The organism is Streptomyces sp. ALI-76-A, from assembly GCF_030287445.1.
GTDB lineage: Bacteria > Actinomycetota > Actinomycetes > Streptomycetales > Streptomycetaceae > Streptomyces.
Window position 1 is genome coordinate 3,230,709 of sequence record NZ_JASVWB010000002.1, and the last position, 22,687, is coordinate 3,253,395.

Genomic DNA, 22,687 nt, shown 5'->3' on the forward strand with positions numbered 1-22,687 from the left:
GACGACGGGCGACGAAGCGAGATGCTTCAGAGCATTGCTTCAGAGCGAATGCCTCAGGTTACCGGCGGGGACTCCCCTGCAATCAAATCGGTCCGGAGCGCGGCCCTTCCCCGCCCCCGCGCAGGGCCCCTGGGCAGGCTTTGTTGACAACCGTTTCCATATTTGTTGAAAATGACTGTCATGAACGTACGACGACACCACATATCCGGCATCGCGGTCGCGGCGGCCACCGTCCTCGGCCTCGGTACCCTCTCCGCCTGCTCCAGCGACAGCGAGGCGGCGGGCAACACGGACAAGTTCGACGTCGTCGCCTCGTTCTACCCGATGGCCTTCCTCGCCGAGCAGATCGGCGGCGAGCACGTGAACGTCACCAGTCTCACCGAGCCCGGCCAGGAGCCGCACGACCTGGAGATCAGCGCCCAGCAGACCGCGCGGCTCCAGGAGTCGGACGCGGTGCTCTACCTCAAGGACCTCCAGCCCGCCGTCGACAAGGCGGTCGCGCAGGCCGACGTCAAGAACAAGATCGACGCGGCCACGCTGACCGAGCTCGAGGACCACGGCTCCGTGGAGCACGAGCACGAGGGCGAGGAAGCCGGCGCCGAGGAGCCCGCCGAGGAGGAGCACGCCCTCGACCCGCACATCTGGCTCGACCCGGTGAAGTACTCCGAGGTCGCCGAGGGCGTCGCCCAAGCCTTCCAGAAGGCCGACCCGGACCACGCGGCGGACTACGAGAAGAACGCCGCCGCGCTGACCAAGAAGCTCGGCGACCTGGACCAGCGGTTCGCGACCGGCCTGAAGAACACCGACAGCAAGGTCTTCTTCACCAACCACGCCGCCTTCACCTACCTCGCCGAGCGCTACGGCCTGACCCAGGAGGCCATCTCCGGTCTCGACCCGGAGAGCGAGCCCAGCCCCGCCCGGATCAGGGAACTCCAGACGGAGGCCAAGGCCGACGGCGTCACCACCGTCTTCTACGAGACACTGGTGTCCGACAAGACCGCGAAGACCCTGGCCCAGGACGCGGGACTGAGGACGGACGTCCTCGACCCGCTCGAAGGCATCACCGAGAAGTCCAAGGGCGACGACTACTTCCAGGTCATGGAGTCCAACCTCACGGCGCTGAAGTCCGCTCTCGGCGCCAAGTGACCCCTACGGAGGACCTCGTGAGCGAGCCCGTCATATCCCTGCGCGGCGTCCGCGCCGAGCTGGGCTCGCGGCCCGTCCTGCGCGGCATCGACCTGGCCGTGGGCCACGGCGAGGTCGTCGCGCTGCTCGGCGCCAACGGCTCCGGCAAGTCGACCGCCGTCCGCACCCTCATCGGCCAGGTGCCGGTGAGCGCGGGTGAGGTCGAGCTGTTCGGCATCCCGCGCCGCCGTTTCCGCGACTGGGCGCGCGTGGGCTACGTACCGCAGCGCACCACCGCCGCCGGCGGCGTGCCCGCGACGGTCACCGAGATCGTCGCCTCCGGCCGCCTGTCCCGCGCCCGCTTCGGCATGCTGCGCAAGGCCGACCACGAGGCCGTACGCCGTGCCCTGGACCTGGTCGGGATGACCGACCGCGCGAAGGACTCCGTCGACGCCCTGTCCGGCGGCCAGCACCAGCGCGTGCTGATCGCCCGCGCCCTCGCCGCCGACCCCGATCTGCTGATCATGGACGAGCCGATGGCGGGTGTGGACCTGGCCAGCCAGGAGGTGCTGGCGCGGACGCTCCGGGACCAGGTGGCGGCCGGCACGACGGTGCTGCTCGTGCTGCACGAACTGGGCCCCCTGGAGCCCCTGATCGACCGGGCGGTCGTCCTGCGCGACGGCTGCGTCACGCACGACGGCCCGCCCCCGCGGGCGCTCGGCCAGCACGCGCTGCCCGGCCACGACCACGTACACCCGCACGCGGCTCACGACGCCGAACCGATCCGGACGGGACTGCTGAGCTGATGGAGATCCTCAACTACGCCTTCATGCAGCGGGCCCTGCTCGCCGCCGTCCTGGTCGGCGTCACCGCCCCCGCCGTCGGCATCTACCTCGTCCAGCGCCGCCAGGCCCTGATGGGCGACGGCATCGGTCACGTCGCGATGACCGGCGTCGGCCTCGGCTTCCTGCTGTCCTGGTCGCCGGTGTGGATGGCCACGCTCGTGTCGGTGCTGGGCGCGGTCCTGATGGAACTGATCCGCTGGTACGGCCGGACCCGCGGCGACATCGCCCTCGCGATGCTCTTCTACGGCGGCATGGCCGGCGGTGTGATGTTCATCAACCTCGCGCCGACCGGTTCCAACGCCAACCTGACCTCGTACCTGTTCGGTTCCCTGTCGACGGTGAGCGAGTCGGACGTCACCGCGATCTGCCTGCTCGCCGCCTTCGTCGTCCTCGTCACCGTCGGGCTGCGCCGCCAGCTGTTCGCGGTCAGCCAGGACGAGGAGTTCGCGCGCGTCACCGGCCTGCCGGTGCGGGCGCTGAACCTGCTCACGGCGATCACCGCGGCGGTGACGGTGACGGTCGCCATGCGGGTGGTGGGCCTGCTGCTGGTGTCGGCGCTGATGGTGGTGCCGGTGGCGGCGGCCCAGCAGCTGACCCGGAGCTTCGCGGCGACGTTCGCGGTCGCGGTGGCCATCGGCGTCTCGGTGACGATCGGCGGGACCGTGACGTCGTACTACCAGGACGTGCCGCCCGGCGCGACGATCGTGCTGCTCACCATCGGCGCGTTCGTCCTGCTGACCGCGCTGGCGGCCCCGCTGGCCCGGCGCCGCGCGCGGGCGCTGGCCGCCGCGCGTCCCGACGGGGATCCCGCCGAGTGCGCCGTTCCGGCCGGCCGGGGAGAGGGCGGCAAGGTCGGCGTCTGACCGCGGACAGGCCGGACTGGCACAATGGCCCGGCAAGTGCAGACGTGAGGAGGCAACCGGTGACGACCGCTGGACCGTCCGTGAAGGGCCGCGCCACCCGGCAGCGTGCCGCTGTGGCGGCGGCGCTCGACGAGGTCGACGAGTTCCGCAGTGCCCAGGACCTGCACGACATGCTCAAGCACAAGGGTGACTCCGTCGGCCTGACCACGGTCTACCGCACGCTCCAGTCCCTCGCCGACGCCGGCGAGGTCGACGTCCTGCGCACCTCCGACGGCGAGTCGGTCTACCGCCGCTGCTCCACCGGCGAACACCACCACCACCTGGTCTGCCGCGTCTGCGGCAAGGCCGTCGAGGTCGAGGGCCCGGCGGTGGAGACATGGGCGGACGCCATCGCGGCGGAACACGGCTTCGTGAACGTGGCCCACACGGTGGAGATCTTCGGCACGTGCGAGGACTGCGCGGCCGAGCAGTCCTAGGGCCCTTCTCCGACGGAGATTCCACAAAGGGCCCCAGCGGCCCGGCCGCGGGAGAGCGGGGCGAGGGCGGGCGTGACGGCACCCCGCGGCGCCGGGCCCCGCACCCCCGCCCAGCGGCGGCGCCGGTCCGCCCTACTCCTGCTTGCCCTCCATGGCCAGCAGCTCCTCGTTCGGGATCGCCCCGCCGAAGCGTCGGTCCCGGGACGCGAACTCCACGCACGCGCGCCACAGGTCACGCCGGTCGAAGTCGGGCCACAGGACGTTCTGGAAGACCATCTCGGCGTAGGCGCTCTGCCAGAGCAGGTAGTTGGACGTGCGCTGCTCGCCGCTCGGCCGCAGGAACAGGTCCACGTCCGGCATGTCCGGGTAGTACAGGTACTTCTGGATCGTCTTCTCGGTGACCTTCGACGGGTCGAGCCGCCCCGCCTGCACGTCCTGCGCGATGGCCTGCATCGCGTCCGCGAGTTCGGCCCGGCCGCCGTAGTTCATGCAGAAGTACAGCGTCAGTTTGTCGTTGTCCTTGGTCTGCTCCTGCGCGACCTGGAGCTCCTTGGCCACCGACTTCCACAGCCGGGGCATCCGCCCCACCCAGCGCACCCGGATTCCCAGCTCGTCGAGCTGGTCGCGGGTCTTGCGGATGAAGTCCCGGTTGAAGTTCATCAGGAAGCGCACCTCGTCCGGCGACCGCTTCCAGTTCTCGGTGGAGAAGGCGTACAGCGAGATCGCGCCGACGCCCAGCTCCAGTCCGCCCTGGAGCACGTCCAGCACCCGCTCGGCGCCGACCTTGTGCCCCTCCGTGCGGGGCAGCCCCCGCTCCTTCGCCCAGCGCCCGTTCCCGTCCATGACGATCGCCACATGCTTCGGGACCAGCTCGCCCGGCAGCTTCGGCGGACGGGCCCCGGACGGGTGCGGCTCCGGCGTCCTGTACTCGCGGCGCTGGCGCCCCAGGATCCCGCGTACGGCCATGTGCTTCTCGTCTCCCTCGGTCTCGTGCCCGGTCGGTCCCCGGCGGTCGGTCTCGTGCCCGGTCGGTCCCCGGCGGTCGGTCTCGTGCCCGGTCGGTCGCCCGCCCGGTCGCTCACTTCTCGACGTAACGCAGCGAACGCAGCCCGCGCTCCAGGTGCCAGTGCAGGTAGGCGGAGACCAGTCCGCTGCCCTCCCGGACATGGCGCGGCTCGCACGCGTCCGCGGTGTCCCAGTCTCCCGTAAGCAGCGCGCCGAGGAGTTCCAGGGTCTGCGGCGACGGTACGACGCTGCCCGCCACCCGGCAGTCCGCGCAGACCGACCCCCCGGACGCCACCGAGAAGAACCGGTTCGGCCCGGGCATGCCGCACTTCGCGCAGTCGCCGAAGCTGGGCGCGTACCCGTTGACGGCGAGGGAGCGCAGCAGGAAGGCGTCCAGGACGAGGTTCGCGGCGTGCTCGCCGCGGGCGAGCGTCCGCAGCGCCCCGACGAGCAGCAGGTACTGCTGCACCGCCGGCTCGCCCTCGTGGTCGGTGAACCGCTCGGCGGTCTCCAGCATCGCGGTGCCCGCGGTGTACCGCGCGTAGTCCGCGACGATCCCGCTCCCGTACGGCGCGATGGTCTCGCTCTGGGTGCAGAGCGGCAGCCCGCGGCCGATCAGCTCACTGCCCCGCGCGAAGAACTGCACGTCGACGTGGGAGAAGGGTTCGAGCCGCGCCCCGAACTTCGACTTGGTCCGCCGCACCCCGCGGGCCACGGCCCGTACCCGTCCGTGACCGCGCGTGAGCAGTGTGATGATCCGGTCCGCCTCGCCCAGCTTCTGGGTGCGCAGCACGATGCCGTCGTCGCGGAACAGACTCATGGCACCCATTCTCGCCTACGCCGGCGGTCCTCCGTCGGCCCGGTGCTTCAAGGCACCTCACCGCGGCTGCGTGCGTTGGCGTACGCCGTCATCGTGCTCAGCCGCTCGGCCGGGGTCGCGTGCCGCACGGCACCCGGGTCGGCGTCCCACTCCCGGCCTCCACCGTAGGGTCTCAGTTGCACGTACGGCCCCTCGTGCCCCATGACGATCCCCACCCTCCCCGTCCGGGTGTCCACGACGTACGACCCGACCGGAGGCTTCACCGCAGCACCGCCGCGAGCCGCCGCGCGGTCTCCACGGAACACCGCCCCAATTCGACGAGCGGACAGGGCACCTCCCGCGCAAGACTCACCGGGTCGATCCCGAGTGACGGAAGCGTAATTCCCGCGATAAGGAGCGCCGCGCGTAATTCTTTCACCGTGTCCTCCGCTTCTTCGACGCAGAGCGCCGAGTGTCGTGCTTCCACCGTGCTCCCCTTCCTTTTGGAGTTTCACTCTTCTCCTCTCCACCATGCCCTCCTCCGCCTACACTCGACAGGCGTCTGTGCACTACAAGTGCTGCTCAGCGGAGGGTGGTTGGTTGTGGCCAATGGTTCACGGCAGGCAGTCTGGGAGTTCTTCGGAGCGGAGCTGAAGCGGAGGAGGGAGGACGCGGGGATCACTCAAGTGGAGCTGGGCTTAAGGGTTTTCGTGTCCGGCGGGTACATCGGGCAGTTCGAACAGGCTATTCGGAAACCACAATTGGACGTGGCGCAGCGGATTGACGAGGCACTACAAACCGACGGTATTTTCGAGCGGCTGTGCCGGAAGCTCATCGATGATCCTCGGTATGCGGATTACTTCGCGAAGGCGGCCGAGCTGGAGGCGCTGGCCACGAAGATCTGCGAGTTCGCGCCGGCGCTGGTGCCGGGCCTGTTGCAGACGGCTGAGTACGCACGGGCGATCACACTGGCGATGAACCCGTTCGCGCCGGACGAGTACATCGAGGAGAAGGTGTCCGGCCGCGTCGAGCGGTCGAGGATCCTGCGGGACGCCACGCGGCCCCAGTACTGGGTGATCCTGCACGAGAACGTCCTGCGGATCCCGGTGGGCGGGGCGGCGGTGATGGCCGAGCAGTTGGAGTACGTCGCGGGGCTGGCGCGCAGGCGGGCGGTGCTGGTGCAGGTGCTGCCGTATGCGGCTGGGGCATATCCCGTCATGACCGGCTCTCTGAAGCTCATGGAGTTCGAGGAGGCACCGCCAACCGCCTATACAGAGGCCGTGTATTCAGGGAATCTCCTTGACGATCCAGCCATGGTGACGCGGGCGCAGTCGGCATACGATCTGATGAGGGCCGCCGCGCTGTCGCCGGAGGCGTCCCTGGCCCTGATCGATTCGGCGGCGGAGGACTTCAGACGATGCGCGAGTACGACCTGACCAACGCACACTGGCGCAAGAGCACGTTCAGCGACGGCAACGGCGGCGACTGCGTCGAGGTCGCGTACGACTTCCCGGGCGCCGCCCGCTGGCGCAAGAGCACCTACAGCGACGGCAACGGCGGCAACTGCGTCGAGGTCGCCGACGGAGTCCCCGGTGTCGTCCCGGTCCGGGACAGCAAGGTCGTCGGTGGTCCGGTGGTGGTGATCGGGGCGGGTGCCTGGACGGAGTTCGTCCGCACTGTCAGGGATCTACTGGGGTAAACCCCCACAGGAATACGGTAGTTGCCCGGATGTGGCGGTCGGTGAAAGTCGGCCAGGCTCTTCCCCGTGAAGCAGACCACACGCAACGCCTCCCTCGCGGCCACCACCGCCACCGCCGCCGTCCTGCTCGGCCTCACCGCCCCGGTGACCGCGTCCGCGGCGGCCCCCGCCCTCGCCTGGACCACGTGCGCGGGTACCGGACTCGACCCGCGTCAGCAGTGCGCCACGCTCAAGGTGCCGATGAACTACGCCGACCCGGGCGGGCCGAAGATCGACATGGCCGTTTCCCGGATACCGAGCGAGGACCCCGCCGAACGGCGGGGCGCGCTGCTGCTGATCCCGGGCGGGCCGGGCGGGTCCAGCCTCAACGACCCGTCGGGCAAGGGGCAGAAGCTGCCGCGGGAGGTGCGGAACACCTTCGACCTGATCGGGTTCGCGCCGCGCGGGCTCGCCCCCTCCACCGCCGTGAACTGCGGTTTCGACCGTGCTGATCTGGCCCTGTCCAAGCTGCGGCCCTGGCCCGCCCCGGACGGGTCCGTCGACGGCACCATGGTCACCGCGCGGCGGATGGCGGACGCCTGCGCCCGCAACGGCGGTGAGCTGATCCGGCACCTCAGCACGGCCAACGAGGCCCGCGATCTCGACCGTCTGCGGGCCGCGCTCGGCGAGCGCAGGATCTCCGCGTGGGGCGTGTCGTACGGGACGTACGTCGGGGCCGTGTACAGCCAGCTGTTCCCGCACCGCACCGACCGGATCGTGCTGGACAGCAACGACGACCCCGACCCCGCCCGGGTCTCCCGTGCCTGGCTCGCCGGGCACGAGCAGGGCGTCGAGGACACCTTCCCCGCGTTCGCGAAGTGGGCGTCGGCGCCGGACAACCCGGACCGGCTGGCCGCGTCGGCGGCCGCGGTGCGGCCGATGTTCCTGCGGCTCGCCGAGCGTCTGGACCGCGAGCCGATTCCCTGGCCCGGCGCCAACCCCGAGGAGCTGAACGGCAATGTGCTGCGCCAGGCGCTGCTGGACGGTCTCTACCAGCCCCGCAGGTTCCCCGGGCTGGCCAGGCTGATCCTGGCCGGCACCGTGCCGCCCGCGCCGGTCACTCCGCCGGAGCCGGTGCTCCAGAACGTGGCCGCCGTCGGCGCCGGAACCCTCTGCAACGACGTCGCCTGGCCCGCCTCGGCCGCCGCGTACCAGAAGGACGTCGACCGGAGCCGGGCCGCGTACCCGCTGACCGCGGGCATGCCGCGCAACGCGATGGTCTGCGCCGCCTGGCCGTTCGCCCCGCAGCAGCCGCCGGTGCGGATCACCGACCGCGGGCCCTCCACCATCCTGCTGGTGCAGAACGAACGGGACGTCGCCACTCCGCTCGCCGGCGCCCTCAAGCTCCGCCGCGCCCTCGGTGACCGTGCCGTCATGGTCACCGTGAACGCCACCGGCCACGACTCCTACCTCGACAGCGGCAACCCGTGCGGGGACGCGACGGTGTCCCGCTTCCTGGCCACGGGCGAGCGGCCGGACTCCGACCTCTACTGCGGCTGACGGGAGCGGCACGCCCCGGCATAGCGGCGGGCCAGGGCGTGGAACGCCTCCTTCGGCTCCCAGTGCCACCCCGAGTCCGGGTCGTCCGGGCGGTCCTTGAGTGGCTTGGTGATGGCGTAGCTCGCCAGGTCGAGGTCGAGCCGCGGGGCGTCGGGGCGGTGCGGGGCGTCCGGGGTGACGAACTCGAAGGCCATCGCGGCGTACAGACCCATCGACTCGAAGACGTCGAGCAGACCGGTCAGGTAGGCGGCCTGGACGCGTTCACTGCGCACCAGGTCGCCCTTGATCTCCGGCGGCTCCTTCGTGTAGTCGACGATGTCCCAGCCCATGCCGCCCGCCTCGGGAGCACCGACATATGCGCAGGAGCCGAACTCGGTGATGGCGAGGGGCTTTCCCCAGCGGAGGTACTCCTTCAACTGGCGGACGTGGGCGTCCGGTTCACGGAAGCTCGCGTAGTAGTCGATGCCGACGACGTCGAACAGGCTCCAGTCCACCGAGTCGTCCTGGGCGGCGGCGTAGCTCAGCCGCCCCCGGAAGACCGAGCGGCCCACCTTCGCCGCCCGGGCCGTGAAGCGGTCGAGCCGGCGCTGCGTCAGTTCCCAGTCGACCGTGCCCTTCTTCAGGTTCTCGATGCGCTCCAGGACCGTGTCCCCCGGCACGATCCCGGGTACGAACAGCCAGAACTCGCAGCCCACGCTGAGGTCCACGCTCGCGCCCTGCCGCCGCAGCCGTTCCGCGAACCGGCCGGTCTCCGCGAGGTGTTCGAGGATGTCGCGCTCCGGCACGTCCCCGAGGGTCGGCTGGAGCCAGACGTGCAGTCCGCGTTCGGCGGCCTCGGCCGCGGTGGCCGTGAGACGGTCGACCCCGTCGCCGGTGACGTCCACGGTGTCGGCGTGCAGACGGTCGCGGATGGCGCGGAGGTCGGCGCGCATCCGGGCGGTGCTGAACGCCGTGGCGGGTGTCTCGCCCGCGCCGACGGTGTACACGACGCCTCGGCGCCGCAGCCCGCGTCCGTCCGCCCCGGTCCGGTGCCCGAGAGCCCCGGCACGGCGCCCGGCCGCTTCCGCCCGGTCCGCCGGCAGCACCGCCGCCGCTCCGAGTGCCGCGGCTCCGGCCAGGAACCGTGCCCGGTTGATCCCCTTGGTCTTCTCCATGCCGCCACTGTGCCGCCGCGCGCCCCGCCCGTCCGTCCCCCGATGGTCTACGGCACCGCGACGAAGGAATGAGAACGGGCGCCGATCGTCGGGGAGTTCACCGAGGGCAGCCGGTCAGGACGCTCCGAAACGCCGGACGTACCGCGCCTGCCACGGCGTCTCCACCGCCCGCCGGTCGTACCGCTCACGCACGTAGGCGACGGCCTCCTCGGGCGGTACGCCGTCCAGGACCGCGAGACACGCCAGCGCCGTCCCCGTACGTCCCCGGCCGCCGCCGCAGGCCAGTTCCACGCGTTCGACGGCGGCCCGCTGCCAGGCCTCGGTCAGGATCAGGCGGGCGGCCGCCCGGTCCGCGGGCAGCCGGAAGTCGGGCCAGCGGATCCAGCGGGACTCCCAGGAGACCTGGGGCGGCTCCTTGCCGAGGAGGTGGACGCCGTACGACGGGACGGGCGCGCCCGGCGGGAGCGGGCGACGCAGGCCCCGCCCGCGCACCAGGCGTCCCGACGGCAGCCGCAGCACCCCGGCGGCACCCTCGTCCCACAGCTCCCCGCCCGCTGCGCTCTCTTCGCTCTCTTCGCTCTCTGCGCTCCTCACCGGACCATTCGAACCCGGTGCCGGATCCCGGGCAACCGAATCCGCCACCTCGGTGGTCTGGGAAGCGAGGGAGGGTGCTTGATGCAGGCCGAACTAGATGACCGGTTCCAGGAGTTCGTCAGAGCGCGGTGGTCCCGTCTCGTGCGGACCGCCTATCTGCTGACCGGTGACGCGCACCACGCCGAGGACCTGACGCAGACGGCGCTGGCGAAGGCGTACCGCTCCTGGCGGCGGGTGTCACGCAGCGACAATCCGGAGGCGTACGTCCGGCGGATGCTGGTCACCTGCAACAGCGACCGGTTCCGCAAGCGGCGGGTCGCCGAGGCGCTGACCGCGGCGCCGCCGGAGACGGCGGGCCGCGACGCGTTCTCGTGGGCCGACGAGCGCAGCGCCCTGCTCGGCGCGCTGGCCGGGCTGCCGCCGAAGCAGCGGGCGGTGATCGTCATGCGGTACTGGGAGGACCTGCCGGAGGCGGAGGTCGCCGAGATCCTCGGCTGCTCCCCCGGCACGGTGAAGAGCCAGGCGTCCAAGGGACTGGCGAAGTTGCGTGCGTATCCGGGGCTCGCGCAGGTCGTGGACGGATCCGACCGCGCCCGCTCCGGCCGGCAGGGGACGCCGTCCCCGCAGGGGGGAACCAGGTGAACGAGGAACAGTGGCAGGGACGGGGCGCCGAGGGAGGTGACGCCGGGGACTTCGAGGAGCAGGTGCGTGAGCTGCTCGCCGAGGACGCGTACACGATCCGGCCGTCGCCGGCGCCGTACCCCGCGATCCGTCGCCGGGGCATGGCCGAGCGGCGGCGGAGGGCGGTGGCGGCGGGGGCCGCGCTGGTGACGCTGGCCGCGGTACCCGTGGGGGTGTACGCGGTGAGCGGGACCGGCGGGGGCGCGCACACGGCGGCCGCGACGTCGTCGGCCGGTGTCACGCCCGCCGCGACGCCGACCCCCTCCCCCACGCCGGCGGGGCCCGCCGGGCCGGCGACCCCGGGGCAGTTGCTGGACGGGATCACCCTCAGCCGGGCCGCGGACGGGCTGGAGGAGTGCCTCGCTTGGGACCGGAAGCAGGCGAGGACCCGCTCGATCGACCTGGACCTGGGTGCGATCGACAGTTACCGGATCATCCTGGCGATGAACAGCACCGGCGACTCCAACGCGATCGGCGACGGCGTGTACATCGTCGCGGTGCAGGACAAGCCGGGCGGACTGCGGCTGATCTGCACCCTCAAGAACGAGGTCGCGGACGACGAGGGCCCGGGGATCAACGTCAGCAGCGACGACCGGCTGCCGGACTCCCCGCCCGTGCTGGCCGACGTCAACGGCGGCAAGCTCTTCCAGCAGTCGGCCATCGACAAGGGCAACTGGAAGCTGCCGTTCCGCTGGGGCCTCATCGGCACGGTCACGCCCTCCGTGGCCAAGGTGACCGTCTCCTACGGCGACGCCACCAGCGAGGCCGTCCTGGACCACGGCTGGTTCGTCGCCACCGGGATCCTGAACCAGCAGGTCACCGTCGCCCCCCGGATCAAGGGCTACGACGCCGGCGGCACGCTGCTCTACGACTCCGACCAGGACGAGTCGTACCACAGGACCGTCCCGTAGCACCGTGCTCCGGGGGCGCCGCACAGGGGTCGGCGCCCCCGGAGCACGGTGCGGGACGGGCGGGTGATCACCCGGTACGGTGGCCGGACCGTCGAAGAGGAGCCCCCGCCGCCGAGGAGCCTTCATGACCTTCCCCGCCCCGCTGACCGGTGTGATCCCGCCCGTCTGCACGCCCCTGACACCGGAGCGCGAGGTGGACGTCCCCTCGTTGCTCAGGCTCGTCGACCACCTGGTGGCGGGCGGGGTGCAAGGCCTGTTCGTGCTGGGCACCTCGTCCGAGGCCGCGTACCTGACGGACCGGCAGCGCAGGCTGGTCGTGGAGACGGTGGCCGGTCATGTCGGCGGCCAACTCCCGGTGCTGGCCGGGGCGATCGACATGACGACACCCCGGGTGCTGGACCACGTACGTGAGGTGACGGCGGCAGGCGCGGAGGCGGTGGTCGTGTGCGCCCCCTTCTACACCCGCACCCACCCGGCCGAGATCGCCCGCCACTACCGCCTGGTCGCGGCGGGCAGCCCGGTTCCCGTCCTCGCGTACGACCTCCCCGTGGCCGTCCACACCAAGCTCCCCGGCGAGGTGGTCCTGGAACTCGCCGCCGAGGGAGTGCTCGCCGGCCTCAAGGACTCCAGCGGCGACCTGGCGGGCTTCCGCGCGGTCGTCTCCGGCGCCCGGGACCACCCCGGCATCACCGGCTTCAGCGTGCTGACCGGCTCCGAGGTCATCGTCGACGCGGCCCTCGCGGTGGGAGCGCACGGCGCGGTGCCCGGGCTGGCCAACGTGGACCCCCACGGGTACGTCCGCCTGCACCGCCTGGGCCGGGACGGTGACTGGGCGGCGGCGCGCGCCGAACAGGATCGGCTGTGCGGGCTGTTCGGCATGGTGGAGGCGGGGGACGCGGGGCGGATGGGGGCCAGTTCCTCGGCCCTGGGCGCGTTCAAGGCGGCGCTGTGGCTGCGGGGAGTCATCGACTGCCCGGTGACGGCGGAGCCCCAGGTTCCGTTGTCGGAGGCGGAGGTGGAACGGGTGGGCGGCTTCCTCACGGCGGCGGGCCTGCTGTGACGCGGGCGGGCCCGCGCCGACGGCGGCCCGCGCGTCACCCGTTCCCCGGGGTCACCACCCCCGACTCGTACGCCACCACGACGAGTTGCGCCCGGTCCCGCGCCCCCAGCTTCCCCATGATCCGGCTGACGTGGGTCTTCGCGGTCAGCGGACTGAGCCCCAGCGTCTGCCCGATCTCCGTGTTGTTGAGCCCGCCCCCCACCAGCGCGAGCACCTCCCGCTCCCGCTCCGACAGGCACTCGGGCCCGCCGCCGGCCACCGGCCCGGCCGGGCTGCGCAGGAACCGTGCGATCAGCCGGGCGGTGGGTCCCGGTGACAGCAGGGCGTCCCCGGCCGCCACCGTGCGGATCGCGTCCAGGAGTTCGGCGGGCCTGGTGTCCTTCACCAGGAAGCCGGAGGCTCCGGCGCGCAGCGCCTCGACGATGTACTCGTCGGTGTCGTAGGTGGTCAGGACCAGCACCTTCACGCCCGCCAGATCCTCGTCGGCGGCGATCAGCCGGGTCGCCTCGATGCCGTCCAGGTCGGGCATGCGGATGTCCATCACCACCAGGTCGGCACGCCCGTCGCGGGCCAGCCGCACGGCCTCCCGCCCGGTGGCCGCCTGCCCGACCACCTCCATGTCCCGCGCCGACTCCACGAGCATCGCGAACGCCTCCCGCACGAGGGTCTGGTCGTCGGCGAGCAGTACGCGGATGGTCATCCGGTTCCCCCTCCAGGCATGACGGACCCGAGCGGCAGCACGGCGGTCACCCCGAAGCCGCCCCCGGCCCGCGGTCCGGCGTCGAGTGTGCCACCGACGCTGCGGGCCCGCTCCCGCATGCCGACGAGCCCGAAGCCGGGGGTGCCGCCGGAGGTGGGCCCGGTGCCGTCGTCGGTCACCGACAGGTGCAGGGCGCCGTCCCGTTCGTGCATCTCGACGCGGATGCCCGGTTCGGGCCCGGCGTGCCGCACCGCGTTGGTGAGCGCCTCCTGGACGATGCGGTAGGCGGCGGCGCCCACGGCGGGCGGCGCCTGACGTATCCGCACGCTCGGCTCGACCCGGGCACCCGCGAGCCGCGCGGCCTCCACGAGGTCCGGCAGTCCGTCGAGACCGGGCAGCGGCTCCCGGGCCTCCCCCAGGGCTCCCTGGTCCCGCAGCACCTCCAAGGTGGTCCGCAGTTCCCCGCGCGCCGTGCGGCAGGTCTCGGCGATGTCGTCGAGCGCCCTGGCCACCGTCTCCCGGTCGAGCCGCTCCGGGTCGGTGGTCAGGACGTGCGCGGCGACGGAGGTCTGGACCCCGATGAGGGTGATGCTGTGGGCGAGCAGGTCGTGCAGGTCCCGGGCGATCCGCAGCCGCTCCTCGGCGACCCTTCTGCGGGCCTCCTCCTCGCGGGTGCGTTCGGCGCGTTCGGCGCGTTCCAGCACGGAGGCGATGTACTGGCGGTGGACGCGCACGTAACCGCCGAAGAGCAGGACGGCCACGATCCAGCCGGAGATCCGCAGGAACTCCACCATCCCGTCGGGGTTGGTGAGCGCGTTCAGGGTCAGCGTGACGACGATCACGACGGACCCGGTGATCAGTGTGCGGCGGGCCGTTCCGGTCGCGGCGACCGTGTAGAGGATCAGCATGGTCGGGGCGATCGGGGCGGTGTGGTTGTAGTCGAGCGCGTGGTACGGCGCGATCAGCGACACCATCAGGCAGAGCGCGAGCATCGGGCTGCGTCCGCGCCACACGATCGGCAGGTGGCCGGCGAACAGCAGTGTCCAGCCGACCGCGTCGGGCCGGCGCCCGTCGGCGACGGTCAGGGCCAGCACGGAGTCGGCCAGGGCCAGGCTCAGGGCGAGCAGGGCGTCATGGCGGAGCCGGGCGGGCCCCCCGCCGGTGCGTAGCCTCCCCCAGGGCCGCAGGGGACGGGGCGGTGCCTCCGTGTCGAAGGCGGGCTTCACAGGTGGCTGCACAGGGTTCATCATCCGGGGCCGGGGCCCGCCTCCGCGAGGGAGGCGGGCCCCGGTCCTCGCCGGGCCCGGGTCAGGCACCGACGGGCTGCCGCTCAGGTTCCGGTTCCGGTTCCGGCGCCCGCGCCAGCCGCCCCGGCCACCACACCGCCCGCCGCAGCGCCACGCTCGCGCTGGTGACCAGGTAGGTGCGGACGAGGAACGTGTCCAGCAGCACGCCCACCGCGATGACGAAGCCGAGTTCGACGAGCTGGACGAGCGGCATGGCGGTGAGCACCCCGAAGGTGGCCGCGAGGACCAGCCCGGCGGACGCGATGACCCCGCCCGTCGTCCGCAGCGCGGTGAGCGCGGCGGCGACCGGTTCGGCGCCGTTCAAGGACTCCTCGCGCATCCGGTGCATCAGGAAGATGCCGTAGTCGACGCCGAGCGCCACCAGGAACACGAAGGACAGCAGGCCGAGTCCGGGATCGGTGCCCTCGAAGCCGAGGACGGGTCCGAAGACGAGGCCGCCGATGCCGAGGGCGGCGCCCCACACCGCGACCACGGCGGCCACCAGGAGCAGCGGCGCGACCAGGGACCGCAGCAGGGCGATCAGGATCAGCAGGACCGAGACGAGGACGAGCGGGACGACGACCAGCCGGTCGCGGGCGTTGGTGTCCTTCAGGTCGAGCTGTTCGGCGCTGGGCCCGCCGACGTAGGAGCCGTCGAGCCGGTCGCGCAGCGCCTCGATCGTGGTGGTCTCGCCCGCCGACTGGGGCGGGGAGACGGCGGTGACGGAGATCTCCGTCCAGCCGTCGCCGCTGCGGCCGCGTTCGGCACTGTCGACGCCCTGCGTGTCGCGGACCTCGGCCAGGGTCGCGTCGGCGCGGTCGGTGGGCGCGATGACGGTGAGGGGCTGGGTGCCGCGCTCGGGGTAGGCGGCGGCGAGGGTCTCCATGGCGGCGACCGCGTCGGGCTTGCTGGTGAAGGAGTCCTCCTGCTTGAGGCTGCCGGGCAGGTTCAGCGTGCCGAGCGCGAGCGCCCCGAGCAGGACGGCCCCGCCCGCGAGCACGGTCAGCGGCCGGCGTCCGGCGGAGCCGCCCATCGCGGTGAACAGCGACCGGCGGGCCTTGGGCGTGCTGCCGTAGCGCGGCACCAGCGGCCAGAAGACCCGGCGGCCCAGCAGGACGAGGACCGCCGGCAGCAGGGTCAGCATCGCGAGGAGCGCGCACAGCACACCGACCGTGCCCAGCGGCCCCATGCCCCGGCTGGAGTTGAGGTCGGCGGCGAGCAGGCACAGGAGTCCGGCGGCGACGGTCCCGGAGGAGGCGAGCACCGCTGGCCCGCAGCCGCGCAGGGCGGCGGCCATGGCGTCGTACGGGCGCTCGAAGCGTCGCAGCTCCTCTCGGTAGCGGGCGACGAGCAGGAGCGCGTAGTCGGTGCCCGCGCCGAACACGAGGATGGTCATGATGCCGGAGCTCTGGCCGGACACGGACGTGCCGAACCCCTGGTGGAGCCCGTACGCCACGCCCATCGACAGGTACTCGGCGAGCCCCGCGACGGTGAGCGGCACGAGCCACAGGAACGGGCTGCGGTAGATGACGATCAGCAGCAGTGCGACGACCGCGGCGGTGGTGTAGAGCAGCGGCCCGTCCAGCGAGTCGTAGACCTCGTTCGCGTCGGTGGCCAGGGCCCCCTCGCCGCCGACCTCGACGCTCATCCCGTCCGCGCCCCGGGCGGCCTCCCGTACGTCGTTGACGAGCGCGTCACGGGCCTCCTCGTCGGTGCCGGGCTCGGTGCTGGCGACCGGGTACATCAGGGTGGTGCCGTCCTCGGACGGGATGCCCCGCGGCTGTCCGGTGAGCCGGTGCGCGTCCGCGATCCGCTCGATCTGTCCGGCGGCGGTCGCCCGGTCGGCGGCGGTCAGCCCGCCGTCCCGGTGGTACACGACCACCATCTCGGTGGCCTCGCCCCCGGGCAGCCGCTCCTGGATCTTCGCGACCTGCGTGGAGTCGGCGCTCGCCGGCAGGTAGTCCACGGCCCGGTCCCGCTGCACGTCCGACAGCTTCGCCGCGAACGGCGACACGAGCACCAGCAGCCCGATCCACAACCCGAGCACCAGCCACGGCACGGCCCTGCGCCGCCCCGGCGTACGTGTCCTTACGGCCCCCATGCGACGGGCCTCCTTCCGGTCAGGTGTCTGGGTCGGTTCCAGACTCCCGGCGGAACGGGGGCGGAGCGTCGGGCGGAAGGGCGAGCCGGGGGGTACTGCGCGGGGTGACAGGCGGCCGGGACTACTCCCAGGGGAGTAGCGGCGGCCGGACTACGAGGGCGTGCGGGCCGCCACCAACAGCCGGGCCACGTCGTCGGCGCAGATCGTCAGCGCGGAGCCCACGGTCGTCAGGACCTCGCGTTCGGCGGGGGTGTACGGACCGTCGGCGAGGGCGATCCGGGCGCCCTGGAGAAGGATCGACTCACGGCCGGCCGGGGCGAGGTGCGCGGCCAGCGGGTCGAGTGCCTCGTGCAGCTCTATGGCCAGCCCGGCTCCGCAGGGGCGGTCGTAGACCCGGCCGGTGTCCGCGGCGAGGGCGTCCACGAGGGCGCTCAACTGGTCCTCGGTGCAGTCGTCGAAGCCGGCGGCGCGGACCGAGGCGGCGGCGGTCTCCAGGACCGTACGGGAGCCGGTGCCGCCCGCGGCGAGGACCGCCAGGGCGACGGTGTGGACGGCGTCGCGGAGCATCGCGGAGAAACGGGTGGTGGTCGGGTGGTCGAGGACGTCGGCGCCGAAATGACGGCGGCAGGCGGCGCACTCCACGACCGGGCCGGTCTCGCCGCGCGGCACGACGGGCACGCCGAGGAAGGTGAAGCGGCGGCGCCCGGTCAGCCGTTGGTAGTTGCGGTCTCCTCCGCAGCCCGGGCAGAAGAACTCGCCGTCACCGACGGTCGTCCACGCGGTACGCGTGCCCAGGAGGCGCACAGGCCTGACGGCACGGCTCTTTAGTCCCCGTCCTGGCAGCACGTCGCACCTCCGTAACCACACGGCAACATCGCCGCGCTTGCGTGATGTTAGCCACATCCGTGAGGTGGAGTCAGTACCCGGAGGAGACCTTTCCGTGACCTCCACAGGGAATGGCCTGTATACGACGGGACCCCGCCCGCCCCTTTTCGGGTGACGGGGTCCTAAACCGCCGGTCAGGCTGGTCAGCGCGAAGCGCGGTTGACGGCGGAGACGACCGCCTTCAGCGACGCACGTGTCGTGTTCGCATCGATGCCGATTCCCCACAGCACCTTGCCGTCGATCGCGCATTCGATGTAGGAGGCGGCCTGCGCGGAGGCGCCCTCGCTCATCGTGTGCTCGCTGTAGTCCAGCAGCCGGGCGTCGATGCCGACGCCCTGCAACGCGTGGAAGAACGCGGAGATCGGGCCGTTTCCGGTGCCCACCAGGGTGGTCTCGACGCCGTCCACCTCGGCCTCGACGGTCAGCGTGTCGACGCCGTCCTTGTCCGTGGTCGACTGGCCGTTCCTGACCTGGATACGGCCCCAGGGGTTGTCGGGGTTGGGCAGGTACTCGTCCTGGAAGGTCGCCCAGATGGCACTGCCGGTGACCTCGCCGCCCTCGGCGTCGGTCTTGGCCTGGATGATCTTCGAGAACTCGATCTGCATCCGGCGCGGCAGGTCCAGCTTGTGGTCGTTCTTCAGGACGTACGCGATCCCGCCCTTGCCGGACTGCGAGTTGACCCGGATGACGGCCTCGTAGGAACGCCCGACGTCCTTGGGGTCGATCGGCAGGTACGGCACCGCCCACTCGATGTCGTCGACGGTGACACCCTTGGCCGCCGCGTCGGCCTCCATCGCGTCGAAGCCCTTCTTGATGGCGTCCTGGTGGGAGCCGGAGAAGGACGTGTAGACCAGATCGCCCACGTACGGGTGGCGCGGGTGGACCTCCATCTGGTTGCAGTACTCCCACGTCCGGCGGATCTCGTCGATGTCGGAGAAGTCGATCTGCGGGTCGACGCCCTGCGAGAACAGGTTCATGCCCAAGGTCACCAGGTCGACGTTGCCGGTGCGCTCGCCCTGCCCGAACAGACAGCCCTCCACCCGGTCCGCGCCGGCCATCAGCGCCAGCTCGGCCGCCGCCACCGCCGTACCCCGGTCGTTGTGCGGATGGACCGAGACACACACGAACTCACGGCGGGAGAGGTTGCGGCTCATCCACTCGAACCGGTCCGCGTGCGTGGACGGCGTCGAACGCTCCACCGTGGCGGGCAGGTTGAGGATGATCTCGCGGCCCGGACCCGGCTGCCACACGTCCATCACCGCCTCGCAGACCTCCAGCGCGAAGTCCAGCTCGGTGTCGGTGAAGATCTCCGGGCTGTACTGGTAGCCGAACTCCGTCTCCGGGCCCAGCAGCTTGTCCGCGTACTCCATCACCAGGCGGGTGCCGTCGACCGCGATCTGCTTGATGTCGTCCTTCGACCCACGGAAGACCACGCGGCGGAAGACCGGCGCGGTGGCGTTGTACAGGTGGACCGTGGCGCGCCTGGCGCCCTTCAGGGATTCCACGGTCCGCTCGATCAGGTCCTCACGGGCCTGGGTCAGCACCGAGATCGTCACGTCGTCGGGGATCGCGCCCGGCTCCTCGACGATGGAGCGCACGAAGTCGAAGTCGGTCTGCCCGGACGCGGGGAAGCCGACCTCGATCTCCTTGTAGCCCATCGTGACCAGTTGGTCGAACATCCGGCGCTTGCGCTCGGGCGACATCGGGTCGATCAGTGCCTGGTTGCCGTCACGCAGGTCCGTGGAGAGCCAGCGCGGAGCGACGGTGATCCGGTTGTCCGGCCAGGTGCGGTCCGGAATGTCGACCTGGTCGTACTGGCCGTACTTGTGGATCGGCATGGAACTGGGCTGCTGGCGGTTCGCCATGATGCGGGGGCTCCTCGAAGGCGGGTCCTGAAGGACGGCCGACGGCGCAACGCCAGAACTCCGCGGGGAGGGGGTCGGCCTCGGTTACAGGCCCTCGCCGCGGCAGCTAAGGAAAAGCAGCCCGAAACGCATGATGCACAGCATGCTAGCCGAGCCACGCCGGATACGCGGGCCTGTATCAGTATGCGGGACCCCGGGGATCAATGGGACAAAAAGTGCGCCATACCACTTCACTACACACCGTGAGGGCCGTGTCCGCACATTTCACCAATCATGGTTGCGGGTGGTGACACCCGCGTGACGCAGTGCAAGGGTGCCCGGCATGACGACCCACGGGGGCTTCGAGCCCGTCTTCTGCACCGTCGTGCCGCCACACGTCCTCGACAAGCTGGCCCGCAACGACGACCCCGCACTCTCCGGCCCCGCCCGGCGCACCCTGATGCGCGACAGCGAGCTGCGCGGCCGGCGCCGCGTGACCACCGAGTTCCGCCTGGCCGCCGCGCCGACGGCGACGGCCCCGTCGGACCGGCCGCTGCGCACCGTCCACGACGCCGGGCACAAGACCGTCCTGCCCGGCACCAAGGTGCGCGCGGAGGGCTCGGAGCCCGGCCGCGACGCCACGGTCAACCGCGCCTACTCCGGCCTCGGCGCCACCTTCGACCTGTTCCTCAAGGTCTACGGGCGCCACTCGATCGACGGCGACGGCCTGCCGCTCGACGCCACCGTCCACTACGACGAGAACTACAACAACGCCTTCTGGAACGGCGAGCAGATGGTGTTCGGTGACGGCGACGGCGAGATCTTCCTCGACTTCACCATCCCGATCGACGTCATCGGCCACGAACTGGCCCACGGGGTCACCCAGTACACGGCGAACCTGACCTACTTCGGCCAGCCGGGCGCCCTGAACGAGTCGATGTCCGACGTCTTCGGCTCGCTCATCAAGCAGTACACGCTCGGCCAGACCGCCGCCGAGGCCGACTGGCTGATCGGCGCGGGCCTGCTCGCCCCGAGCGTCACCGGCAAGGCCCTGCGCTCCATGAAGGAGCCGGGCAGCGCGTACGACGACGACGTCCTCGGCAAGGACCCGCAGCCCGCGACGATGGACGACTTCGTCCGCACCGGCCGCGACAACGGCGGCGTCCACATCAACTCCGGCATCCCCAACCACGCGTTCTACCTGACCGCCACCGCCCTCGGCGGCCACGCCTGGGAGAAGGCGGGCCGGATCTGGTACGACGTCCTGACCGGCGGCGAGCTGTCGGAGCGGGCGTTCTTCACCGACTTCGCCACTCTGACCGTGAAGGCGGCGCGGGAGCGCTTCGGGGACGGCGGCGAGGAACTCCAGGCCGTGGCGAAGGCCTGGGAGCAGGTCGGGGTGCGCATTCTGTGACTCCGTACTAGACAGGACCCATGCGTATTCAGGTACGGCGCACGGGCGGGTTCGCGGGCATCGAGCGGCACGCCGAGGTGGACACCTCGGGGCGCCCCGATGCCCCCGAGTGGCACGCCCTGACCGAGAAGGCACTCGCCGCCGCCCGGAGCACACCGCCCATCGGGGTGCCGGACGGCTTCGCCTACCAGATCACCGTGGACGGCAGGACGGTGTACGCGGCCGACCCCCGGCTCACGGAGGAGCAGCGCACGCTGATCTCGCGGGTGCTGAAGGAAGGCGCGTAACTGCATGTCCATGCCCGCCCGTTGACTTCCGTCACCGCTGGTGCCGATGATCCGGCGCATGGCGACCAATCCCCTTCCCCAGTTCCCGGCCGGCTTCCTGTGGGGCGTCTCGACCTCGGCCCACCAGATCGAGGGCGCGGTGGAGGCGCGCGAGCCGTCCGTCTGGGACGCCTTCTCGGCCGAGCCGGGACGGGTCAAGGACGGCTCGACGGCGGCGGTGGCCTGCGACCACTACCACCGCTACCGCGAGGACGTGGCACTCCTGGCCGGCCTCGGGGTGGACGCGTACCGCTTCTCCATCTCGTGGCCGCGGGTCCGTGCCGAGGGCGGCCTCGACTTCTACGACCGTCTCGTCGACAAACTCTGCGCGGCCGGTGTCCGGCCGGTGCCGACGCTCTTCCACTGGGACCTGCCGCTGGCCTTCGACTGGCTGGAACGGGACACCGCCTCACACTTCGCCGAGTACGTGTCCGTCGTGGCCGACCGGCTCGGAGACCGCGTGGGCAAGTGGATCACCATCAACGAGCCGGCCGAACACACCCTGTTCGGGCACGCGCTGGGCGCCCACGCGCCGGGCAAACAGCTCATGTTCGACGCGCTGCCGGCGGCCCACCACCAACTCCTGGCCCACGGTCTCGCGGTACGGGCCCTGCGCGCGGCCGGCGCCACCGACATCGGCATCGCCAACTCGCACGGGCCGACCTGGCCGGCGTCATCGGAACCGGCGGACGTGGAGGCGGCCGGCTTCCACGACCTGCTGCTGAACCGGCTGTTCGCGGACCCGGTCCTGCTCGGCGCATACCCGGAGGGGCTGGGCGAGTTGATGCCGGGGGACGTCTCGGCCGACCTCAAGGTCATCGGCGAACCGCTGGACTGGTACGGCGTCAACTACTACGCGCCGACCCGGGTGGGCGCGCCGGAGGGCACCGACATCGAGTTCGGCGGTCTCACCATCCCCGCCGGACTCCCCTTCTCCGTACAGCAGATCGAGGGCGTCCCGGTGACGGACTTCGGCTGGCCGGTGGTCCCGGCGGGCCTGACCGAACTCCTCACCGCCTTCCGCGACCGCTACGGCGACCGCCTCCCGCCCGTCGTCATCACCGAGAACGGCTGCTCGTACGAGGGCGTGGACGACCCGCTCCGGATCGCCTACCTCGACGGCCACATCCGCGCACTCCACGATGCCCTGGAGGCCGGCGTGGACGTCCGCGGCTACTTCGTGTGGTCCCTCCTCGACAACTTCGAGTGGGCGGAGGGGTACGCACGCCGCTTCGGCCTCGTGCACGTGGACTACGAGACGCTGAAGCGGACACCGAAGGCGTCGTACGACTGGTACCGGGAGGCGCTGCGGGGGCAGCGCTGACGAGGCGGCCCGGGTCGGGGCGGCCCGGGTCCCGGGCCGGGGGCCAGAGGGCGGGG

Annotated in this window: 24 protein-coding genes; 13 read left to right on the forward strand and 11 right to left on the reverse strand. The window is 71.7% G+C overall.

The window, feature by feature from the left end; genetic code table 11:
• The first annotated feature begins 180 nt into the window (after positions 1-180).
• Genes QQS16_RS15460 through QQS16_RS15475 form a run of 4 tightly spaced genes read left to right on the forward strand, consistent with a single transcriptional unit; the run spans position 181 to position 3,309 of the window.
• Positions 181-1,146: a metal ABC transporter substrate-binding protein gene (locus QQS16_RS15460; protein ID WP_286062259.1), complete on the forward strand. Its 966-nt coding sequence runs from the start codon at positions 181-183 to the stop codon at positions 1,144-1,146.
• 17 nt (positions 1,147-1,163) lie between these two features.
• Positions 1,164-1,931: a metal ABC transporter ATP-binding protein gene (locus QQS16_RS15465; protein WP_502963791.1), complete on the forward strand. Its 768-nt coding sequence runs from the start codon at positions 1,164-1,166 to the stop codon at positions 1,929-1,931.
• The gene (locus QQS16_RS15470; protein ID WP_286062261.1) at positions 1,931-2,833 is read left to right on the forward strand and encodes a metal ABC transporter permease; all 903 of its coding nucleotides are present in this window, start codon (positions 1,931-1,933) and stop codon (positions 2,831-2,833) included. Before QQS16_RS15465 ends, QQS16_RS15470 begins: the two co-directional genes overlap by 1 nt.
• A gap of 59 nt (positions 2,834-2,892) precedes the next feature.
• Positions 2,893-3,309: a Fur family transcriptional regulator gene (locus QQS16_RS15475; protein ID WP_286062263.1), complete on the forward strand. Its 417-nt coding sequence runs from the start codon at positions 2,893-2,895 to the stop codon at positions 3,307-3,309.
• A 132-nt stretch (positions 3,310-3,441) separates the two neighbouring features.
• On the opposite strand, the gene QQS16_RS15480 is transcribed toward QQS16_RS15475, so the two are convergent.
• From QQS16_RS15480 to QQS16_RS15495, 4 genes are all read right to left on the reverse strand, one after another.
• Positions 3,442-4,275, reverse strand: coding sequence for an isoprenyl transferase (locus QQS16_RS15480; protein WP_286062265.1), 834 nt, complete (start codon positions 4,273-4,275; stop codon positions 3,442-3,444).
• A gap of 112 nt (positions 4,276-4,387) precedes the next feature.
• On the reverse strand, positions 4,388-5,134 hold the full coding sequence (gene recO / locus QQS16_RS15485; RefSeq protein WP_286062266.1) for a DNA repair protein RecO: 747 nt from the start codon (positions 5,132-5,134) through the stop codon (positions 4,388-4,390).
• A 47-nt stretch (positions 5,135-5,181) separates the two neighbouring features.
• The gene (locus QQS16_RS15490) at positions 5,182-5,397 is read right to left on the reverse strand and encodes a hypothetical protein (RefSeq protein ID WP_286062267.1); all 216 of its coding nucleotides are present in this window, start codon (positions 5,395-5,397) and stop codon (positions 5,182-5,184) included.
• Positions 5,394-5,600 (reverse strand): hypothetical protein, encoded by a 207-nt coding sequence (locus QQS16_RS15495; protein ID WP_286062268.1) that lies wholly within the window; start codon positions 5,598-5,600, stop codon positions 5,394-5,396. The genes QQS16_RS15490 and QQS16_RS15495 overlap by 4 nt, the downstream gene beginning before the upstream one ends.
• Before the next feature lie 115 nt (positions 5,601-5,715).
• On the opposite strand from QQS16_RS15495, the gene QQS16_RS15500 reads away from it, so the two are divergent.
• From QQS16_RS15500 to QQS16_RS15510, 3 genes are all read left to right on the forward strand, one after another.
• Complete coding sequence (locus tag QQS16_RS15500; protein ID WP_286062270.1) at positions 5,716-6,549, forward strand: helix-turn-helix domain-containing protein; 834 nt, start codon at positions 5,716-5,718, stop codon at positions 6,547-6,549.
• Positions 6,531-6,812 (forward strand): DUF397 domain-containing protein, encoded by a 282-nt coding sequence (locus QQS16_RS15505; RefSeq protein WP_286062271.1) that lies wholly within the window; start codon positions 6,531-6,533, stop codon positions 6,810-6,812. Before QQS16_RS15500 ends, QQS16_RS15505 begins: the two co-directional genes overlap by 19 nt.
• Positions 6,813-6,878: 66 nt before the next feature.
• Positions 6,879-8,351, forward strand: a complete 1,473-nt coding sequence (locus QQS16_RS15510) for an alpha/beta hydrolase (protein ID WP_286062272.1) — start codon at positions 6,879-6,881, stop codon at positions 8,349-8,351.
• On the opposite strand, the gene QQS16_RS15515 is transcribed toward QQS16_RS15510, so the two are convergent.
• On the reverse strand, positions 8,339-9,505 hold the full coding sequence (locus QQS16_RS15515) for a glycoside hydrolase family 113 protein (RefSeq protein WP_286062273.1): 1,167 nt from the start codon (positions 9,503-9,505) through the stop codon (positions 8,339-8,341). The genes QQS16_RS15510 and QQS16_RS15515 overlap by 13 nt on opposite strands.
• Before the next feature lie 114 nt (positions 9,506-9,619).
• The gene (locus QQS16_RS15520; protein ID WP_286062274.1) at positions 9,620-10,099 is read right to left on the reverse strand and encodes a protein-tyrosine phosphatase family protein; all 480 of its coding nucleotides are present in this window, start codon (positions 10,097-10,099) and stop codon (positions 9,620-9,622) included.
• Between the two features lie 81 nt (positions 10,100-10,180).
• On the opposite strand from QQS16_RS15520, the gene QQS16_RS15525 reads away from it, so the two are divergent.
• The 3 genes from QQS16_RS15525 (at position 10,181) to QQS16_RS15535 (ending at position 12,751) form a co-directional block, all read left to right on the forward strand.
• Positions 10,181-10,741, forward strand: coding sequence for a SigE family RNA polymerase sigma factor (locus tag QQS16_RS15525; protein WP_286062275.1), 561 nt, complete (start codon positions 10,181-10,183; stop codon positions 10,739-10,741).
• Entirely contained in the window at positions 10,738-11,691 is a 954-nt protein-coding gene (locus QQS16_RS15530) for a hypothetical protein (protein WP_286062276.1), read from the forward strand. Before QQS16_RS15525 ends, QQS16_RS15530 begins: the two co-directional genes overlap by 4 nt.
• Before the next feature lie 124 nt (positions 11,692-11,815).
• Complete coding sequence (locus QQS16_RS15535) at positions 11,816-12,751, forward strand: dihydrodipicolinate synthase family protein (RefSeq protein WP_286062277.1); 936 nt, start codon at positions 11,816-11,818, stop codon at positions 12,749-12,751.
• Between the two features lie 34 nt (positions 12,752-12,785).
• Here QQS16_RS15535 and QQS16_RS15540 read toward each other — a convergent pair whose 3' ends face one another.
• The 5 genes from QQS16_RS15540 to leuA form a co-directional block, all read right to left on the reverse strand.
• A complete protein-coding gene (locus tag QQS16_RS15540; RefSeq protein ID WP_286062278.1) occupies positions 12,786-13,451 on the reverse strand; it encodes a response regulator transcription factor in 666 nt (221 codons plus the stop codon).
• The gene (locus QQS16_RS15545) at positions 13,448-14,698 is read right to left on the reverse strand and encodes a sensor histidine kinase (protein WP_502963909.1); all 1,251 of its coding nucleotides are present in this window, start codon (positions 14,696-14,698) and stop codon (positions 13,448-13,450) included. The genes QQS16_RS15540 and QQS16_RS15545 overlap by 4 nt, the downstream gene beginning before the upstream one ends.
• Positions 14,699-14,759: 61 nt before the next feature.
• Complete coding sequence (locus QQS16_RS15550) at positions 14,760-16,838, reverse strand: MMPL family transporter (protein ID WP_286062279.1); 2,079 nt, start codon at positions 16,836-16,838, stop codon at positions 14,760-14,762.
• Positions 16,839-16,988: 150 nt separating this feature from the next.
• The gene (locus tag QQS16_RS15555; RefSeq protein ID WP_286062280.1) at positions 16,989-17,684 is read right to left on the reverse strand and encodes a TerB family tellurite resistance protein; all 696 of its coding nucleotides are present in this window, start codon (positions 17,682-17,684) and stop codon (positions 16,989-16,991) included.
• A 182-nt stretch (positions 17,685-17,866) separates the two neighbouring features.
• Positions 17,867-19,588 carry a 2-isopropylmalate synthase gene (gene leuA / locus QQS16_RS15560; RefSeq protein WP_286062281.1) on the reverse strand — a complete coding sequence of 574 codons (1,722 nt, stop codon included), beginning with the start codon at positions 19,586-19,588 and terminating at the stop codon, positions 17,867-17,869.
• A gap of 322 nt (positions 19,589-19,910) precedes the next feature.
• On the opposite strand from leuA, the gene QQS16_RS15565 reads away from it, so the two are divergent.
• The 3 genes from QQS16_RS15565 to QQS16_RS15575 are packed head-to-tail and all read left to right on the forward strand — an operon-like array spanning position 19,911 to position 22,631.
• Positions 19,911-20,981, forward strand: a complete 1,071-nt coding sequence (locus tag QQS16_RS15565) for a M4 family metallopeptidase (RefSeq protein ID WP_286062282.1) — start codon at positions 19,911-19,913, stop codon at positions 20,979-20,981.
• 20 nt (positions 20,982-21,001) lie between these two features.
• On the forward strand, positions 21,002-21,268 hold the full coding sequence (locus QQS16_RS15570) for a protealysin inhibitor emfourin (protein WP_286062283.1): 267 nt from the start codon (positions 21,002-21,004) through the stop codon (positions 21,266-21,268).
• A 46-nt stretch (positions 21,269-21,314) separates the two neighbouring features.
• Positions 21,315-22,631 carry a GH1 family beta-glucosidase gene (locus tag QQS16_RS15575; RefSeq protein WP_286062285.1) on the forward strand — a complete coding sequence of 439 codons (1,317 nt, stop codon included), beginning with the start codon at positions 21,315-21,317 and terminating at the stop codon, positions 22,629-22,631.
• The last annotated feature ends 56 nt before the right edge of the window (positions 22,632-22,687 follow it).

Coding starts and splice junctions, on each gene's coding strand:
- leuA (WP_286062281.1), bottom strand. CDS start 19,588: ATGGCGAACCGCCAGCAGCCCAGTTCCATGCCGATCCACAAGTACGGC.
- QQS16_RS15505 (WP_286062271.1), top strand. CDS start 6,531: ATGCGCGAGTACGACCTGACCAACGCACACTGGCGCAAGAGCACGTTC.
- QQS16_RS15525 (WP_286062275.1), top strand. CDS start 10,181: ATGCAGGCCGAACTAGATGACCGGTTCCAGGAGTTCGTCAGAGCGCGG.
- QQS16_RS15540 (WP_286062278.1), bottom strand. CDS start 13,451: ATGACCATCCGCGTACTGCTCGCCGACGACCAGACCCTCGTGCGGGAG.
- QQS16_RS15470 (WP_286062261.1), top strand. CDS start 1,931: ATGGAGATCCTCAACTACGCCTTCATGCAGCGGGCCCTGCTCGCCGCC.
- QQS16_RS15545 (WP_502963909.1), bottom strand. CDS start 14,698: ATGAACCCTGTGCAGCCACCTGTGAAGCCCGCCTTCGACACGGAGGCA.
- QQS16_RS15535 (WP_286062277.1), top strand. CDS start 11,816: ATGACCTTCCCCGCCCCGCTGACCGGTGTGATCCCGCCCGTCTGCACG.
- QQS16_RS15515 (WP_286062273.1), bottom strand. CDS start 9,505: ATGGAGAAGACCAAGGGGATCAACCGGGCACGGTTCCTGGCCGGAGCC.
- QQS16_RS15460 (WP_286062259.1), top strand. CDS start 181: ATGAACGTACGACGACACCACATATCCGGCATCGCGGTCGCGGCGGCC.
- recO (WP_286062266.1), bottom strand. CDS start 5,134: ATGAGTCTGTTCCGCGACGACGGCATCGTGCTGCGCACCCAGAAGCTG.
- QQS16_RS15575 (WP_286062285.1), top strand. CDS start 21,315: ATGATCCGGCGCATGGCGACCAATCCCCTTCCCCAGTTCCCGGCCGGC.
- QQS16_RS15550 (WP_286062279.1), bottom strand. CDS start 16,838: ATGGGGGCCGTAAGGACACGTACGCCGGGGCGGCGCAGGGCCGTGCCG.
- QQS16_RS15565 (WP_286062282.1), top strand. CDS start 19,911: ATGACGACCCACGGGGGCTTCGAGCCCGTCTTCTGCACCGTCGTGCCG.
- QQS16_RS15570 (WP_286062283.1), top strand. CDS start 21,002: ATGCGTATTCAGGTACGGCGCACGGGCGGGTTCGCGGGCATCGAGCGG.
- QQS16_RS15480 (WP_286062265.1), bottom strand. CDS start 4,275: ATGGCCGTACGCGGGATCCTGGGGCGCCAGCGCCGCGAGTACAGGACG.